The organism is Pedobacter sp., from assembly GCF_965227205.1.
GTDB lineage: Bacteria > Bacteroidota > Bacteroidia > Sphingobacteriales > Sphingobacteriaceae > Pedobacter.
The window spans coordinates 4630235-4646860 of record NZ_OZ245727.1 but is presented as its reverse complement, the minus strand read 5'-3'; the positions used below and the strand labels follow the sequence as shown (position 1 = coordinate 4646860).

The following is a 16626-nucleotide window of genomic DNA, read 5'->3' as shown; positions in this document are numbered from 1 at the left end:
ATTACTTGTCTAAGATTACGTAAGAACCTTTAGCTCCTGGAATGGAACCACTAACTACTAATAAGTTTTGCTCAGCATAAACTTTCAAAACTTGTAAGTTTTGAACTTTTACTCTGTCTCCACCTGTTCTTCCAGCCATGCGCATTCCTTTGAATACACGTGAAGGGAATGATGATGCTCCCAATGAACCTGGGGCACGTAAACGGTTATGCTGACCGTGAGTCTGCATACCAACACCGGCAAATCCGTGGCGTTTTACAACACCTTGAAAACCTTTACCTTTTGAGGTACCTACAACATCAACAAAATCGCCTTCTGCGAAAGAATCAACAGTTACTACATCACCTAAATTAAGTGAAGTTGTAAATGAATCAAATTCTACCAGCTTGCGTTTCGGAGTTGTGTTTGCTTTCGCGAAATGGCCTTTTAACGGTTGAGTTGTGTTTTTCTCTTTTTTCTCATCGTATCCTAACTGAATAGATGAATACCCGTCTTTTTCTTCGGTCTTCACTTGTGTAACTACACAAGGCCCAGCCTCGATTACAGTACATGGAATGTTTTTTCCATCTGCATCGAAGATACTGGTCATTCCTACTTTTTTTCCAATAATTCCTGACATTTTATCTTTTAATTTAACACCCATCGAAGCAGTAGGGCTTCGTTCAAGGTGGTTGTGCATCCCCCGAAAGGGACGGCAAAGATAGGTAAGAATTATTAATTTTCAAATAGTTAGCTAAATATTTTTTCAAATAATTTGCTGATAGATGGGTAGTTAGCTAAAAAGTATTACTAATGTGCTATACCACCACTTAAACTAATGGCTATTATAGCCAAAATAATGAAACCTATTAATACGTAGAGATAATCTTTTTCGAGTGAAAAGCTAAATATGGCAAATATGATACGGGCAATAGGTGTAAATATTAACATAAGCACTCCAAATTGTACAATTGCATCGCCCTGCATCGTTAATAAACCTGCAAAAATTTCGGTTATTGATGAGAATTTGGATAGCTCGGGTGTAAAAACTTTGTAGTCGGTAATGGCTCCGTTATTATGAATTAAGAAAATAACACCACCAACTAATACAATACTCATTGATATGATTACGCCAGCACGCAAGAGTGTACCTAGTAAAACCTGAATATCTTTTTCTTTTATATCTTTCATTACATCACCCCTGTTATGCCTTTATAAATCATCTGTAGTGCTAAAAAAGTAACTACAACAGCGAATACAATTTTTAATTTACCAGTATTGGTTCTTAATAGAATTTTAGAACCTATTGTAGCTCCAGCCAATACTCCAATACAAACCGGCATGGCAATTCCAGGGTCTATTTGTCCACGATGTAAATAAACAATTGCACTTGCAGCAGCCGTAACACCCATCATAAAATTACTGGTTGTAGTAGAAACTTTAAAAGGCAACCGCATAATGTTATCCATTGCAATAACCTTTAATGCGCCACTTCCAATACCTAATAAACCAGAAAGTGTTCCGGCAAAAAGCATCATAAAGAAACCGCCAGGAACATTTTTTACAGCATAGTTTTGCTCTACACCCTTATCAGGATAACTACCATTAAGCTTAAAGAATTTTGCCCATTTATTTGAATAATCCATGGTAGTATGATCTACCTTTTTCTTCAAAGTCATGATGGCTGAGAAAATTAAAATACAACCAAAAATGATGGCGATGTAGTTTGCATTAAGATATACAGCAATTACAGCTCCACAGATTGCTCCAACTGTGGTTGCGATTTCCAGAAACATACCTATTCTGATATTCGTAATGCCTTCTTTTACATAAGCTGCTGCCGAACCTGAAGATGTAGCAATTACTGAAACAATTGAAGCACCGATTGCGTAATGAATATCAACGCCTAAAGCCAACGTTAACAATGGTATAATAATTACACCTCCGCCTAAACCTGTTAACGAACCCAATAAGCCCGCTAAAAAAGCACCCAGCAATACAATAATCGTAAATAACAATACCGACATGCGGGCAAATATAAGCGACTTGTTTTAGGGAAACGAAGGATTTAAGCAATAAAATAAAGTCTATATGGTATATGGAATATGTAAAATGGGAGATGTATTATGGAAGATGGATAATGTTAAATAGGCTTGAGCATAAAGTACAGTTACAAATTTTAAGAAATTGAATATGCTAAACCAAATAATTTGACACAAAAATTGGTTGATGAACGGTCAACCGACGGCATAACGACGGTATACCGACGGTAAAACACAAGTATTTAAACGACAAATGCGTCATTAAGCGACAAATACGACATATTCAAATTCAATCACTCAGTCAATCTATAATTATTTGCCCAGTCTCTTAATCATTTCAGCACTTAAATCTCTTCCATCGTTCAATCGGTTAGCAAAGAAAGATTTTGCGGCTTCGAAGTGTTCTTTATAACCTTTCAAATCTCCGTAACCAATTATAGATGCCCACTCGTGTACTGCCGTATGAAACTCTAAATCATCTCCACGGATTGATTTATCGTATAAAGCGGTTTGAATAGATTCTTCTAACATTGCTTCGTTTTTGAAAAGATATTCGGCTATGCCTAAACGAAGTTTAAATGGTGGAGTTTGGCAAATTAAATTATCGTACGGATTTACGCCCATTTTATACCAGGCATAAACCATACTCAATAAACTTAAATGCGAATTTGGTTTTTGTTTATGGTTGGCATCAGATAGGCTAAATTCTTTCATGATGTTATCATCAAGCAATAACAGCTTACGACTTTCGTGAAATACAAAATCGCGGGCAGCATAAATTTTCGCTCTGAACTCAGTTTCGTTCTCGCAAATCATCAGTTTATACAATTCTGATTCTGCCTGAGCATAATACTTTACTTGTTTTTGAGCATAAGGATTTAAAATTGCCAAACCAGCATAAATGTGTGATTTGTAACTAAAAATACGGAGTGTGGTTAAAATTTTAACATTATCTATTCCTCCAGAGTAAGAAGGATTATCCCATGGGAAGAAACCTGCATTTTTCCATGCAGAACCCATGCTTTCGAAACCCATGTGTGTTACCGCCTGCGTATCGGCTACAATGCGATCGTGTTCATGAAAATCATCCATTTCGATAATGTTTGATTTTAATGATTTATAAATTTCAAGAGCCTTTGCATACACTTCATCTGTTGCACGATGACGAACAACAACTAAAGTTTGCCCTTCAGGACTAAAAGCAGGTCCGTGTAAAGAATGACAGGTTACAATCTGAGTTTCTTTAGGAAGGTGTTTCTCAAAAGCAGCAATTTCTGGATGCTTTACCGAAGTTTGGCCTGCAACAATAGCCCCGTACTTAGTAGATAGTGCAAAAGCAGCGACAACCTCATCGATTTTTTCAGCCTCAACACAGTAAATTATAAAATCAGATTTTCTTGATACTTCATGTCCATCATTTAAAACTTCGATGCCTTTTGGTTCAAGCTCTTGTTTTAAATCGTTGTAGCGCAAGGGCATATCTGCTCCACATACTTTATAACCAGCCTTTACAAACGAATGGGCATACAATTTCCCCATATCGCCTAACCCAATAATTCCTATTTGCATGAAACAAATGTAATCTATCAGAAATTAATTTATAATAAATTATATAAAAATGTAGTTTTACATTTTAACATTTACATTTAAACTATGCAAAAAATTAAACACATCCTTTATTGTTTAGGAGCGCTACTATTTTTAAACGTTGCATTTGCACATGCACAGCAAGACACTTCAAAAAACACTGATCCATCTTTAAACGGACAGTATCAGTTTATGTTAAAAAAATCTAAAACCTTGTATGGAGCAAAATTGATTAATCCGGCAAGGTTAACCTCATTATGGAAAAGCGTAAATGATACGTTACGTAAAGAGCGCAAACAATTAGCCGAATCTAAACAGCAAATCAAAAGTCAGGCGGAGAATATTTCGGGTCTAAAAGGAGAAGTTTCTGGAAAAGAGAGTTCTTTAGCGAGTGCAACAGCTTCAGTAAATGAGATTAACTTCTTAGGAATTTCTTTTAACAAAGGCACATATAATACCATAGTTTGGGCAATAATTATTGTTTTAGCAGCAGGCTTGGCGATTGTTATATTGCAAACTGGAAAATATAGGAAAGAGGCAACTTATCGTACACAACTTTATCAAGAGGTTGCAGATGAGTTCCAGGCACATAAAGTTAAGGCTAAGGATAAAGAAATGAAACTTGCCCGAGAGTTACAAGACGAAAGAAACAAGTGGGATGATATGGGAAGAAGATAAAATAAAAAAGGTCAGTTGAAGAACTGACCTTTTTTATTTTAAAGAATATTAAAACTTCCGAAAACTGTACCGTAATCCAATTTCAAACTCGCCATTGCTATAATTTTGCAAAGCTGATGTATTTGTAGTGTATTGAAGCAAAAGCTGAAGCTTACGTTGATAATTAAGACCAGCCCCAAGCGTGACACTATTGGTACTGTGATAAATTCCGCTTACAGCAAATTTTTCCTGTAAAAAACTAAAGTTTGCACCAACATCTAAAATACCTTTATAATTCTCAATTCCTCTAAATACAACTTTTGGTTCGATTACATTAAGGGTTTGACTTTTCGTTTTGATTTTATATCCGGCTGCAACAAAATAAATGGATCTGTCTACAACATTTCTGATTTGATCTCGCTTAAAAAATCTTTTCAAATTTGGCAATGAGCCTTGAATCGTAAGTTTTTCATTCCTGTAAGCTAAACCAAAATCGCCATCAAGGTATAATTGTCTATTTCTGAAATTGGCCAGAACATCATCATTTACATCGCCTATGGCTTTACCCAAATCTAACCACTCGTTCATTACCCCTGCAGATAATCCGAAATCGATATAACTGGAATCTCTGTTGAGTTTTAAGTGATAAGCATAGCTAAATGTTGCTCGGGTTCTATTTATTAATCCGGCGCTCTCGTTATAAATTAATATCCCTAAACCTACCTTTTTGCTTTTTAACTGTAAGTCTCCTGTTAGGTATTGAATTCTGGGAGAACCTTTAATACCTGTCCACTGCGCTTTAAAAGCTCCATTAATGTTTATCATTGTATCAATACCAGCAAGTGCAGGATTTGCTAAATATTGATTTTGGTAGTAAATACTACCCATTGGATTAAGCTGACTATATGCCGGTTGTAATGCAAAAATTAATAACAGCCCTATGATGTATATTTTAATATTTTTCAAAGCCGTTATTTTTTATAAATGATAGAGATAAAACCTTTTGCAGTGCCTGCATTTTCCAAATCGATGATGTAGTAATAAGTATCTTCGGCAAGTGGCTTTCCGTTAAAATAGCCATCCCAATCATTTTGATAATTTGAAGCGCTGTAGATAACACGTCCTGCCCTATCTACAATTTTAATTTTGTTATTTAGATATTTTTCTAAGCCTTTAACCACAAATAAATCATTCTTTCCATCTCCATTTGGAGTAAGAAAATTATTGACAATGATTAAATCGGTTGCATTTTGAGATATTATTATGGGCTGTAAAAATCCCTGTGTTAAACTAATGCTGTTCGCTTGAAAAGTTTCAACCAAAACCATTTCTCCTATTGAAAAATCGAAATATAAATTATTGATTTTTCCATAGCTACTGGCGGAGTTTATAACCTGCGGAAGATTGACCGGAATATTTGTTTGTGCCTGACCTGAAAGCCCAATCGCTATCAGGAAAACACAACAAACGAATGAGTATATTTTTTTCATAGCGATTACTGTGAAATTTTTACCCAATCTGTTCCGTCACTTTGAATTGTAATAACTTGATTAATCGCCGGCGCTGCAATCGCAGTTCCATCAGGATTTACCACAGCAGTTACAAAACTTAAAGCAGCAGCAGAACCATTTATAATTCTATAAACTCTGCCTTTAGCATCAGCAGCAGCGGGTAACGTAATCGATGTAGCCAATGCCCCAAGAATTCTAACCGAATGATGACTCTCATTTAAGGTTAAACTTCCTCCTGTTGTATATCTTAAAATACCAGTTGCAAATGAGCCATTGATATTTAACGTACTTGTTGTTGATGGAGCTGAAGTTGCAACACCCAAGCCATTATTTAAAGTTAGTGTACCACCATTGGTTGCAAACTGTCCGGAAACTAATGGTAATGCAGTATTGGTGTTTGCAATAACTAAAGTATTACTAGTAGTTGTAAGTGCGCTACCTGCATTACTGCCGATTAAAATATTCCCGCTTCCGGTGGTTATTGCCGCACCTGCCGAGTGACCGACTGCTGTATTGTTATTTCCAGTATTGAATGTTAATGTAGTACTACCAATACCTGTGTTACCTGTTCCACTAACATTTCTGATTAACGAATTTGTACCAATTGCAGTATTATCAGAACCTGATGTATTTATCAATAATGCCTGCGAACCAAATGCAGAATTATTAAAGCCACTCATGTTCCTTTGCATTGCCAAATAACCAAAAGAACTATTTTCATAACCAGAGTTATTTAAGGAAAGAGATTCTTTACCAAAAGCACTGTTGTAATATCCGGTAATATTATTTGTTATGGTTCTGTAACCGTATGAAACATTTAAATCTAATGAATTACCTATTCTACCAGATTTCTGCCCATTTATTGTAAAGTTAATGGCAACATCATCTGTATTTCCTAATAGGTTAGTTACATTATCTTGATTACCTGTATTTCCTCTTAATGCCCAACCTGATGAATTAACAAAAGTAGTTCTACTAATTAATTCTGGCACACCAGTAGTTGTATTGGTGATGTAAACCTTATTGGCATCTGTTACGCCTGCAGTAGTTAACTTAGCTACAGATACAGAAGCATTTGCAAGTTGAAGCGTACCAACAGCTGAATCATCAATATTTACAGTTTTAATTTCTTTATTGCCAATTTTTATAGAGGTAACAGCTGCATCAGCAAGTTTCGGTGTAGTTACAGCTCCATCCGCCAATTTTATCGTAGTAACTGCTCCGCTATTAATATTTACAACAACATCTTTAAGCAAAGCTGATGCTCCGTTTGCATCAATACTCAAATCGGTTGAACTTAAAGCTTTTCCTCCAGTAATATTATTTACGTCTAACGTTACAGGTTTCCAGGTGGTACCATCGAACATTAAAACCTGATTATTTATTGGATTCGGTGCAGTTAAAGTTTTTCCTTGAAGATTAGCTATTGTTGGATTTGGATAGTTACCCGTTAAATCGCCTCCCGCAACACCAGTAGACGGGCCAACTGGTCCTTGTATACCATCGTCTCCTTTATCACCTTTGTCTCCCTTAACTCCAGCAACACCTGCTGTTCCCTGAGCGCCAGTAGCTCCAGTTAAACCAATCGGTCCTTGCACACCAGTAGCGCCTGTAGCACCTTGTACACCCGTTGATCCGGTTGCACCAGTTGGTCCGGCAGGGCCTGTTAAACCGATAGGGCCTTGTGCGCCAACTGCTCCAGCACTACCTGTTGCTCCAGTTGGTCCCGCAGGACCTGTTAAACCTATACTACCTTGTGGACCCGTAGCTCCTATATCACCTTTTATACCTTGGCTTCCTTGCGGTCCAGCCGGGCCTGTAGCCCCTTGTGGACCGATAGCTCCCGTTGCACCTGTATCGCCTTTGGCACCAGTTGGTCCATTTGCAGAATACAATGCATAAGGAACGCTGAGAAGCTGAGCCGTTCCGGCCAAAACAAAATTATTGCCATTATCAGGATCAATCTCAACCTTAATAAATTTTAAGCCGGTTCCCCAAGTTACGGCGGCTATTGTTCCTGTGGTAGATGTAGCACCAGTACTGCCAATAATTACACTATACAAACCAAAGGCATTGGTTACAACATTTCTTACTTCGGTATATTGTGGAGTGCCAGTTGCTGATGCATCAAGTATACTAATTCTTAATGCTATGTTTTTATTTGCTAATGGTGTACCATTTGTATTTCTGGCAGCACCTTGGTAGTTGAATTGCTGAGGTGTTTGTGCCTTAACAGAAAATGCCATGCCAATTAATAGCAAAGCGATTAGTAAATTTCTTTTCATTTAACGGGAATGTGATCTTTATAGAAAACCATGCGGATGATGGCACAGCTTAACTCTCAAATCTAACAATTAGTATAACCTGCATAGAGATGTTTACACAAAACCAGAAATTTTTACCAAAAAAGCCGTTAAAAACTAAAAAAACAGAGGTGATAAAATTATTTTTTTACACAAACGTGCATTTTGAATTAAAATTTGATTAGAAATAATTACCTAAACATTCCCCAAAGGAATAAAAACGTTATGTCTCTGATGGGAAAGATATTCCTTTAATATTTCGGTACAAATCCACTGCGTATAAATCTGTCATTCCTGAAACGAAATCAAGAACACTTTGAGTTCTGGAATAAATATCTATCTTATCTGTATGGTATTGCTTAGGAATCAACTTCACCAATTTTTGATAGTAATGCGTATTGTTATGAATTAAAGCCGGAACAAACTCTTCCAACAAACCAGCCATTATTTTATAGCCTGCAACCTCTTTCTGAATAACCGAAGAGAAATTATAAATTCTTTCTATCGATATTTTTTCTACTGCCTTCCATGCGGTAATATATGGCTCAGGCAATAAATCGGTTAAACTTTTATTTAAAGTTCCATTTAAAAGATTTTCCTGCTCAGCGTAAAATATGCCAGCACAAGTTGTTGTTAAAGTATTAATTGCTTTTGCCCTCAATAACCCAATTTTCGCATCATCATCTTCATAATCATTTTTAAGCCTATCTTCTATCGTTTTCGAATTTGCAAATGGCATTAAAAAATTCTTTACTTCTTCGTATGATAAAATTTTTAACCTATGCGCATCTTCTAAATCGATAATGCTATAGCAAATATCATCTGCCGCTTCTACCAAATAAACCAACGGATGGCGCTTATAAATTAAAAATTCACTTTTCTCTTTTTCCATTCCTAATTCTGAAGCAATTTTTATAAAGCTATCTTCTTCAGATTGAAAAAATCCATACTTTTTTCTATGCAATAGGCCCTTTTGTTTTCCTGCAATTGATGCACAAGGATATTTTGCGATGGAAGCTAAAGTTGAATAAGTTAAAGCATAAGCATCGTTTCCTTTTCCTTTTAATGGATGAGTTAAAATTCTAATTGCATTTGCATTACCTTCAAAATTAATTAAGTCGTGCCATTGCGATTCATTCATATCCTTTTGATATGCTTTGCCATCACCATCGGTGAAATATCTTGAAATTGCAGCTTCTCCTGAATGTCCAAAAGCTGGATTACCCAAATCGTGGGCTAAAGATGCTGCTGCAACAATATTTCCAACCTCGTTAATAAGTGGAACATTTTTAATTAACTCAGGGTTCTTATCTTCTAAAGTACTTAGAAAAAGATTAGCCATAGAACGGGCAACGCTTGCTACTTCTAAACTATGCGTTAAACGGTTATGAACAAATACACTTCCGGGCAAAGGGAAAACCTGTGTTTTGTTTTGCAACCTTCTAAAAGGTGAGGAAAAAATTAACCTATCGTAATCACGTTGAAAATCAGACCGAGCCCTATCTGTGCTAGCACCATACTGTTCCTGACCAAAACGTTTATTCGAAAGTAACTTACTCCACTCCATGAATTAAAATTTATTTGAGCGCCAAGTTAAGCAAAACTGAAAAATGATAACGAAGATTTTAAATGGATTAACGTATTTACCTATGTATGAAAGCAAATAAAACAAAAACCATTTGAGTTTTTACCTGTTCTTTAAACTTAGAGTATCGCGTTATGAAAACTAGCATATATAATAAAGAAGAACATCTAGAAGGTTTTGTTGGAAATACTGACGAAACTAAAAACAAATCTGATGTTCAAAAAGCTTATGAAAAAGGAAATGAAGGCAACGAGGTAACCTCATTTGGTAAAGAACCTATATCGGAAATTGCTGCCAGAAAAATGGCAAACGGAGATAAAATTACAGCAAAAGATGGTTTAGACAATACCGGAACTCAAGGGGCAGATTCGTTAAGCGATGACGCTTACAATAGCAAGGATAAAAACCCAACCATAAAAAGCGCCGAAAGTGGAACGGGTAGTTCATCTGAAGATTTTGATACAACGAACAAAAACAACTTAAAGCAACGTGATGAAGATGACGTTTTAAATACTGGAATTTAATATAAAAAAAATGAGCTTACTAAAATATGTAATACTTGGAGCAGCAGCTGTTTACGGGTATAATTACGCAACTAAAAAAAGAGTTGTGGATGGAAAATCAATAATTGATGATTTGAAAGAACAGGCACCTGACTACATTGAAAAAGCAAAGAAATTTGGAGAGAAGGTTAAACAAGACTTGAACCAAACAAATGGTTTGTATTAAGCTATAAGGTTTTTCAATATTCGCATAATCGATTTACAATAATTATACAAGGGAAATACCCTGTATAATTATTGTTCCTTACCCTTCAATCCCTTCTCTTCAGACTTGTTTCTTGTAGACAAATCATCATTTTCTATAATATTTTCATCTTTTAATTTGCTAGAAGCATCTACATTTTCCTCTATAGTATGTTCTGGTGCATTTTTCTTTTTAAATGCATCTGGGTCTGAACTATGACCATATGTATCATTATCTAAATCTCCAGATAATCCCGACTTATTATCAGTATTACCGGGCTCATTTTTGTTTATATCTTGGTCTTCTTGATTAGTATTCATTTTATTTCTTTTTTGATAGGTAAGCTATCATTATAACAATCAAAATTTTAAAAGGTTTATAATCTTTTATCGTTGAAAATGATTAAAAAGAGCAAAATCAAGGTTAAACAAAATGATGATTTTTATGTTTAGTTAGATAAACGATTATTAATACGTATTAATACAATAATTTGAAGTACAAACACGGACTTTTACGTTTTAAAATATTTCGATATTTGAAATTGAACTAACTAGTTTTTGCAAACCGAAATTGAAAAATCATATTAAAGTATTACTTGCTGAGGATCATACCATTGTTAGAAATGGAATTGTTGCTCTCTTAGAAAAAGAAGAAGACATAAAGATTATAGCCGAAGCAAAAAATGGAGAAGAAGTTTTAAGCCTGTTAGAATCAGGAGTTGCGCCAGATGTTATACTAACAGACATTAATATGCCCGATATGAATGGTATCGAGCTTATTTCAACATTAAAAACCAACTATCCGCAAATTAAAACTTTGGTATTAACAATGCTTGATGATGAGAACCATGTAAATCAAGCTTTAAACGCTGGCGCTCACGGTTATTTACTTAAGAATGTTAATATTGATGAAATTATTTTTGCAATAAAGCAAATTACTAAAGAATATAAATACATATGCACAGGTATTTCTCTTAACCTATTAGCACTAGCAAGTAGTAATCCATATTCACAAAAAATAAAGTTAGATGTAGATATTTCAAAGAGAGAGATTGAAATACTTAATCTTATTGCTCAAGGATTTACAAATAGTGAAATTGCCGATAAATTATTTACTAGTAAAAGAACTATTGAAGGCAACAGACAAAATTTACTCGACAAAACCGGAACTAAAAATACCGCAGCTTTAATAAATTTTGTTGTACGCAATAAAATTATTGATTAATACATTATTACGAAACGCCCTTTTCCTGGTCAACATTTCCTGATAAATCATCTACATCGTCTTTATCCGATCCGTTAGTATCTCTTTTTTTAGGAGGATTTTCCATCCTGCTTTCTTCTAAATCCGAGAAATCGCCATCTTTTTGATTTGCTACTTCTCCGTGTGATGAAGGTTTCTCTTTTAGCTCATCCTTCGGCTCAGCGAAGTCTTGTCCTTCAACAGGTAAATTTTCGTGCTTCTTTTCTTGCTTACTCATATAAGCTAAACCTAAACTAATTGGCTTTTGTTTCAAAAAATCGAAGCATAAAAAAAGCCCTCGATTTACATCGAAGGCTTTTAGTTCTTTTAAAATCAATTAAACTTTGATTTCAACTTCAACACCGCTAGGTAATTCAAGTTTCATTAAAGCATCAACTGTTTTAGAGTTAGAGCTATAAATATCTAATAAGCGTTTGTAAGCACATAATTGAAATTGCTCTCTCGCTTTTTTGTTTACGTGTGGAGAACGTAAAACAGTAAAGATTTTTTTCTCTGTAGGAAGTGGAATTGGACCACTTACAACTGCACCCGTAGGCTTAACAGTTTTTACGATTTTCTCAGCAGATTTATCTACTAAGTTGTAATCGTAAGATTTTAATTTAATTCTGATTCTTTGGCTCATCTTGTTTTTAATTATGATTTCCTGTTAGAGCTATTAACAACAGAAATCGGATTTATCTTCTTGATTAAGGATGAAAGAACAAGGATTAAAGGATTATAATGCCTAAACATTACGTCTTTTATCCTTGCTCCTTATTTCTTTATCTTAATACTAATCTTCAGATTTAATTCTGCCTTTTGATTTAGCAATTACTTCATCCTGTACGTTTTTAGGAGCAGCTTCGTAGTGGTCAAATTCCATTGTAGAAGTTGCACGACCTGAAGTGATAGTACGTAACTGAGTTACATAACCAAACATTTCAGAAAGAGGCACAGTTGCTTTAATTACTTGAGATCCGTTACGTGTATCCATACCTAATAACTGACCACGACGACGGTTCATATCACCGATAACATCACCCATGTTTTCTTCAGGAGTTAAGATTTCGATTTTCATGATTGGCTCCATCAAAGTTGGCTTACATTTAGGTAATGCCTCACGATATGCCATACGAGCAGCAAGCTCGAATGATAAAGCATCTGAATCGACTGCGTGGAATGAACCATCAATCAAACGTACTTTCATATCAGGAAGTGGATAACCTGCTAACACACCATTCGTCATTGCAGATGCAAAACCTTTTTCTACAGAAGGAATAAATTCACGTGGAATTGAACCACCTGTAATTTCGTTTACAAACTGTAAACCACCTTTTTCGAAATCAGCATCGATTGGAGAAATAATAACCTGGATATCGGCAAATTTACCACGACCACCAGATTGTTTTTTATAAGTTTCGCGGTGTTGAGTTGTACCGAAAATAGCTTCTTTATAAGCTACTTGTGGTGCACCTTGGTTAACCTCTACTTTAAACTCACGTTTTAAACGGTCAATTAAGATATCTAAGTGAAGCTCACCCATACCAGAAATTACAGTTTGACCAGTTTCTTGGTCTGTTTGTACTCTGAATGTTGGATCTTCTTCAGCTAATTTAGCTAAGCCCATACCTAATTTATCAACGTCAGCTTGAGTTTTAGGCTCAATAGCTAAACCGATAACCGGCTCAGGGAAGTTCATAGATTCTAAAATGATTGGGTTTTTCTCATCACATAGTGTATCACCAGTTTTGATATCTTTAAATCCAACAACCGCAGCAATATCACCAGCAGCTACATTAGGAACTGGGTTCTGCTTGTTAGCGTGCATTTGGAAGATACGAGAAATACGTTCTTTACTTTCTGAACGAGTATTGTAAACGTAAGAACCAGCATCTAAGTTACCCGAGTAAACACGGATGAAACATAAACGACCTACGAATGGGTCAGTTGCAATTTTAAATGCTAAAGCTGCAAATGGCTCGTTAATGCTTGGTTTTAATAAAACTTCAGCACCAGTATCTGGGTTAGTACCTGTAACACCTTCAGAATCTAAAGGAGAAGGCAATAATTCCATTACGTAATCCAACATGGTTTGAACACCTTTGTTTTTGAAAGATGAACCACAAACCATAGGAACGATTTTAGCGTCTAAAACAGCAGCACGTAAAGCATCTAAAACTTCACGTTCAGTAATAGTTTCAGGTGCATCGAAGAATTTCTCCATTAGAGACTCATCATAATCAGCAACTGATTCTAATAATTTTTCTCTCCACTCAGCAACCTCGTCAATCATATCATCTGGGATAGGCACTTCAGTAAAGGTCATACCTTTATCATGCTCATTCCAAACAATACCACGGTTGTTAATTAAATCAACCACACCTTTAAATTGATCTTCAGAACCGATAGGTAATTGCAAAGGAACTGCATTACTACCTAACATATCTTTAACTTGTTTAACAACTTTTAAGAAGTCAGCTCCAGAACGGTCCATTTTGTTAACGAAACCAATACGAGCAACATTATAGTTGTTAGCTAAACGCCAGTTAGTTTCTGATTGAGGCTCAACACCATCAACTGCAGAAAACAAGAACACTAAACCATCTAATACACGTAACGAACGGTTTACCTCAACGGTAAAATCCACGTGTCCTGGTGTATCGATAATGTTCATATGGTAAGCTTGGTTTCTGTATTTCCACTCAACAGTTGTTGCAGCAGAAGTAATTGTGATACCACGCTCTTGCTCTTGTGCCATCCAGTCCATTGTTGCAGCACCTTCGTGCACCTCACCAATTTTATGACTTACACCAGCATAATAAAGAATACGCTCAGTTGTTGTAGTTTTACCTGCATCAATGTGAGCCGCGATTCCGATATTTCTTGTAAATTTTAAATCTCTTGCCATTATATTTTTTTGTTGATTTATCTGATTTTAAATGATTACACCGATTATGTTAAAGCAACAAATCGGTGTAATTTATCTAATCAGTATAATCTTCTAATTAAATCTGTGTAATCTTACTAATTTGTAAATAAACTACTAGAAACGGAAGTGAGAGAACGCTTTGTTAGCCTCAGCCATTTTATGCGTATCTTCTTTCTTCTTAACAGCAGCACCTTCACCTTTAGCAGCAGCAACGATTTCGCCAGCTAATTTCTCTTTCATGGTTTTTTCACCACGTTTACGAGCGTATAAAATTAACCATTTCATACCTAGAGCTGTTTTACGTTCTGGTCTAACTTCAGTTGGAACCTGGAAGTTAGCACCACCAACACGACGAGATTTAACCTCTACAGCTGGCATAATGTTAGTTAAAGCACGTTTGAATATCTCTAAACCGTTTTCACCTGCTTTTTTCTCAGCAATTTCAACAGCATCGTAAAAAATAGAATAAGCGATAGATTTTTTTCCATCGTACATCATGTTATTTACAAAACGAGTTACTTGAACATCGTTAAATTTTGGATCAGGAAGAATAATTCTCTTCTTTGGTTTTGACTTTCTCATTTCTTATTTCCTCCCGATTATTTTTTCTTTCCTTTTGCAGGTGCAGCAGCTGCTTGACCTGGTTTAGGACGTTTAGTACCATATTTCGAACGACGTTGGTTACGACCAGCAACACCTGATGTATCTAATGCACCACGGATGATGTGATAACGTACACCCGGTAAATCTTTAACACGACCACCACGAATCAATACGATTGAGTGCTCTTGTAAGTTGTGACCTTCTCCAGGAATGTATGCATTAACCTCTTTACCGTTCGTTAAACGAACACGGGCTACTTTACGCATTGCTGAGTTTGGTTTTTTAGGGGTAGTGGTGTACACACGTGTACATACACCTCTTCGCTGTGGACAGCTGTCCAACGCTGGAGACTTACTCTTGAACTCCAGTGCTACTCTACCTTTTCTAACTAATTGTTGAATGGTTGGCATTGTGCTTTTTTAATTTTTTATTTAATTATTTACCGCTCCCCCGGCATCCTTACAGATAGCCCATAAAACGGACTGCAAAAGTAGAACAATTCTTTTTATAAATCAAGGGGTTAGGAGAAAAAGTTTTACGTAGTAAGTAATAAGTTTTAAGTTGAAGGTTAAGGAGTTTTGTTTTTAAAGTAGTAGTCTCGTCTTGCCGGATTTATTTCAGCATCTAATCGATAAGCTATTTTAGCATCTGGTTGTTGAGACACCAACCGGTAAGGAAATCTAATAGAATCGTCATGCTGAATTTATTTCAGCATCTTAATCGGTCTAATATTTTATTTTGAAAAGCAATCGCAGTAATTCTTTTATAGGGTTCGGCCCCGCTAATGCTTCAAGCGCCGAAGAAAAATCGGCGGCTTTACGCGTATATCGGGTTTAGGTGGCAAATACCTTCAACAATTGAAGCTAGCCACATCAAGTTGGCAAATAAAATAACTCTAAGTTCACATCAATTACAATCTTTAAAACCATCTTTAAGAACTTTCAATTTTGCAACCGCAGCTTCTAATTCTTTAGGCGGTTTACCAAAATCGTAAGTAATCTTATACTTTTTACCATTAACCGTTACCGAAACCCATTCTGCTCCGCCATCAGCACAATCCGGGCAGCCAATAACTTCTGGTAAATTGGAAATTTGGTTGGTGTTCAATAAATCCTTAATTGAATTTACTTCGGCTTCAGAAATGCTTTTCGAACAAGTTTTAGTATCTGGTACTGCACCATTTTTGCTTTTCGAAAAACTAAGTTTAGAATCGCTAATTAAAATACTTTGCGAACAATAGCCTCCGCACATTCCAAAAGATGTACCATAACTAATGTTATTCAAATCATCGTTTTTACTCTTTTTACAGTTCGAAAAAAGTAATGCACCAAAAACCGTTAAGATTAATAGTATATTTTTTTTCATAGGTTGGTTAGATATTCCTCAAATATAAAGTTTATCTATAAATAAAAATCTGCAAAACCTTAATAGTCTTGCAGAT

19 protein-coding genes are annotated in these 16626 nt (G+C 35.7%); 4 read left to right on the top strand and 15 right to left on the bottom strand.

All coding sequences use genetic code 11. From position 1 onward, the window contains the following. Position 1 precedes the first annotated feature (1 nt). The 4 genes from rplC to ACO05K_RS20130 form a co-directional block, all read right to left on the bottom strand. Positions 2-619 carry a 50S ribosomal protein L3 gene (gene rplC / locus ACO05K_RS20145; protein ID WP_231459155.1) on the bottom strand — a complete coding sequence of 206 codons (618 nt, stop codon included), beginning with the start codon at positions 617-619 and terminating at the stop codon, positions 2-4. A gap of 170 nt (positions 620-789) precedes the next feature. Continuing rightward, positions 790-1170 carry a DUF1634 domain-containing protein gene (locus ACO05K_RS20140; RefSeq protein ID WP_421946188.1) on the bottom strand — a complete coding sequence of 127 codons (381 nt, stop codon included), beginning with the start codon at positions 1168-1170 and terminating at the stop codon, positions 790-792. Beyond that, a complete protein-coding gene (locus ACO05K_RS20135; protein ID WP_421946187.1) occupies positions 1170-2006 on the bottom strand; it encodes a sulfite exporter TauE/SafE family protein in 837 nt (278 codons plus the stop codon). Before ACO05K_RS20135 ends, ACO05K_RS20140 begins: the two co-directional genes overlap by 1 nt. Positions 2007-2333: 327 nt before the next feature. Continuing rightward, positions 2334-3590, bottom strand: coding sequence for an NAD(P)-binding domain-containing protein (locus ACO05K_RS20130; protein ID WP_421946186.1), 1257 nt, complete (start codon positions 3588-3590; stop codon positions 2334-2336). Between the two features lie 84 nt (positions 3591-3674). Here ACO05K_RS20130 and ACO05K_RS20125 point away from each other — a divergent pair, with 84 nt between their 5' ends. After that, entirely contained in the window at positions 3675-4286 is a 612-nt protein-coding gene (locus tag ACO05K_RS20125; RefSeq protein ID WP_421946185.1) for a hypothetical protein, read from the top strand. Between the two features lie 48 nt (positions 4287-4334). Here the strand turns inward: ACO05K_RS20125 and ACO05K_RS20120 are convergent, their stop codons facing one another. From ACO05K_RS20120 to ACO05K_RS20105, 4 genes are all read right to left on the bottom strand, one after another. Then, positions 4335-5231, bottom strand: coding sequence for a PorP/SprF family type IX secretion system membrane protein (locus ACO05K_RS20120; RefSeq protein WP_421946184.1), 897 nt, complete (start codon positions 5229-5231; stop codon positions 4335-4337). 5 nt (positions 5232-5236) lie between these two features. Then, positions 5237-5755: a gliding motility-associated C-terminal domain-containing protein gene (locus tag ACO05K_RS20115; protein WP_421946183.1), complete on the bottom strand. Its 519-nt coding sequence runs from the start codon at positions 5753-5755 to the stop codon at positions 5237-5239. A gap of 5 nt (positions 5756-5760) precedes the next feature. Beyond that, on the bottom strand, positions 5761-8061 hold the full coding sequence (locus ACO05K_RS20110) for a hypothetical protein (protein WP_421946182.1): 2301 nt from the start codon (positions 8059-8061) through the stop codon (positions 5761-5763). A gap of 241 nt (positions 8062-8302) precedes the next feature. After that, a complete protein-coding gene (locus ACO05K_RS20105; RefSeq protein WP_421946181.1) occupies positions 8303-9646 on the bottom strand; it encodes a deoxyguanosinetriphosphate triphosphohydrolase in 1344 nt (447 codons plus the stop codon). Positions 9647-9798: 152 nt separating this feature from the next. Between ACO05K_RS20105 and ACO05K_RS20100 the strand changes: the two genes are divergently transcribed. Together ACO05K_RS20100 and ACO05K_RS20095 are read left to right on the top strand one after the other, a co-directional pair. After that, positions 9799-10188, top strand: coding sequence for a hypothetical protein (locus tag ACO05K_RS20100; protein WP_421946180.1), 390 nt, complete (start codon positions 9799-9801; stop codon positions 10186-10188). 10 nt (positions 10189-10198) lie between these two features. After that, entirely contained in the window at positions 10199-10393 is a 195-nt protein-coding gene (locus ACO05K_RS20095; RefSeq protein WP_421946179.1) for a YtxH domain-containing protein, read from the top strand. Between the two features lie 68 nt (positions 10394-10461). Here the strand turns inward: ACO05K_RS20095 and ACO05K_RS20090 are convergent, their stop codons facing one another. Continuing rightward, on the bottom strand, positions 10462-10731 hold the full coding sequence (locus ACO05K_RS20090; RefSeq protein ID WP_421946178.1) for a hypothetical protein: 270 nt from the start codon (positions 10729-10731) through the stop codon (positions 10462-10464). 250 nt (positions 10732-10981) lie between these two features. Here ACO05K_RS20090 and ACO05K_RS20085 point away from each other — a divergent pair, with 250 nt between their 5' ends. Then, positions 10982-11635: a response regulator gene (locus ACO05K_RS20085; protein ID WP_421946177.1), complete on the top strand. Its 654-nt coding sequence runs from the start codon at positions 10982-10984 to the stop codon at positions 11633-11635. A 7-nt stretch (positions 11636-11642) separates the two neighbouring features. Here ACO05K_RS20085 and ACO05K_RS20080 read toward each other — a convergent pair whose 3' ends face one another. From ACO05K_RS20080 to ACO05K_RS20055, 6 genes are all read right to left on the bottom strand, one after another. Continuing rightward, positions 11643-11927 carry a hypothetical protein gene (locus tag ACO05K_RS20080; RefSeq protein ID WP_421946176.1) on the bottom strand — a complete coding sequence of 95 codons (285 nt, stop codon included), beginning with the start codon at positions 11925-11927 and terminating at the stop codon, positions 11643-11645. Positions 11928-11990: 63 nt separating this feature from the next. Then, positions 11991-12296, bottom strand: a complete 306-nt coding sequence (gene rpsJ / locus ACO05K_RS20075; protein WP_008244591.1) for a 30S ribosomal protein S10 — start codon at positions 12294-12296, stop codon at positions 11991-11993. A gap of 150 nt (positions 12297-12446) precedes the next feature. Beyond that, complete coding sequence (gene fusA / locus ACO05K_RS20070) at positions 12447-14561, bottom strand: elongation factor G (protein ID WP_421946175.1); 2115 nt, start codon at positions 14559-14561, stop codon at positions 12447-12449. Positions 14562-14696: 135 nt separating this feature from the next. Then, positions 14697-15164 (bottom strand): 30S ribosomal protein S7, encoded by a 468-nt coding sequence (rpsG, locus tag ACO05K_RS20065; RefSeq protein ID WP_029278632.1) that lies wholly within the window; start codon positions 15162-15164, stop codon positions 14697-14699. 17 nt (positions 15165-15181) lie between these two features. Then, complete coding sequence (gene rpsL / locus ACO05K_RS20060; protein ID WP_010599925.1) at positions 15182-15595, bottom strand: 30S ribosomal protein S12; 414 nt, start codon at positions 15593-15595, stop codon at positions 15182-15184. Positions 15596-16091: 496 nt separating this feature from the next. After that, on the bottom strand, positions 16092-16550 hold the full coding sequence (locus tag ACO05K_RS20055) for a hypothetical protein (protein WP_421946174.1): 459 nt from the start codon (positions 16548-16550) through the stop codon (positions 16092-16094). Between the last annotated feature and the right edge of the window lie 76 nt (positions 16551-16626).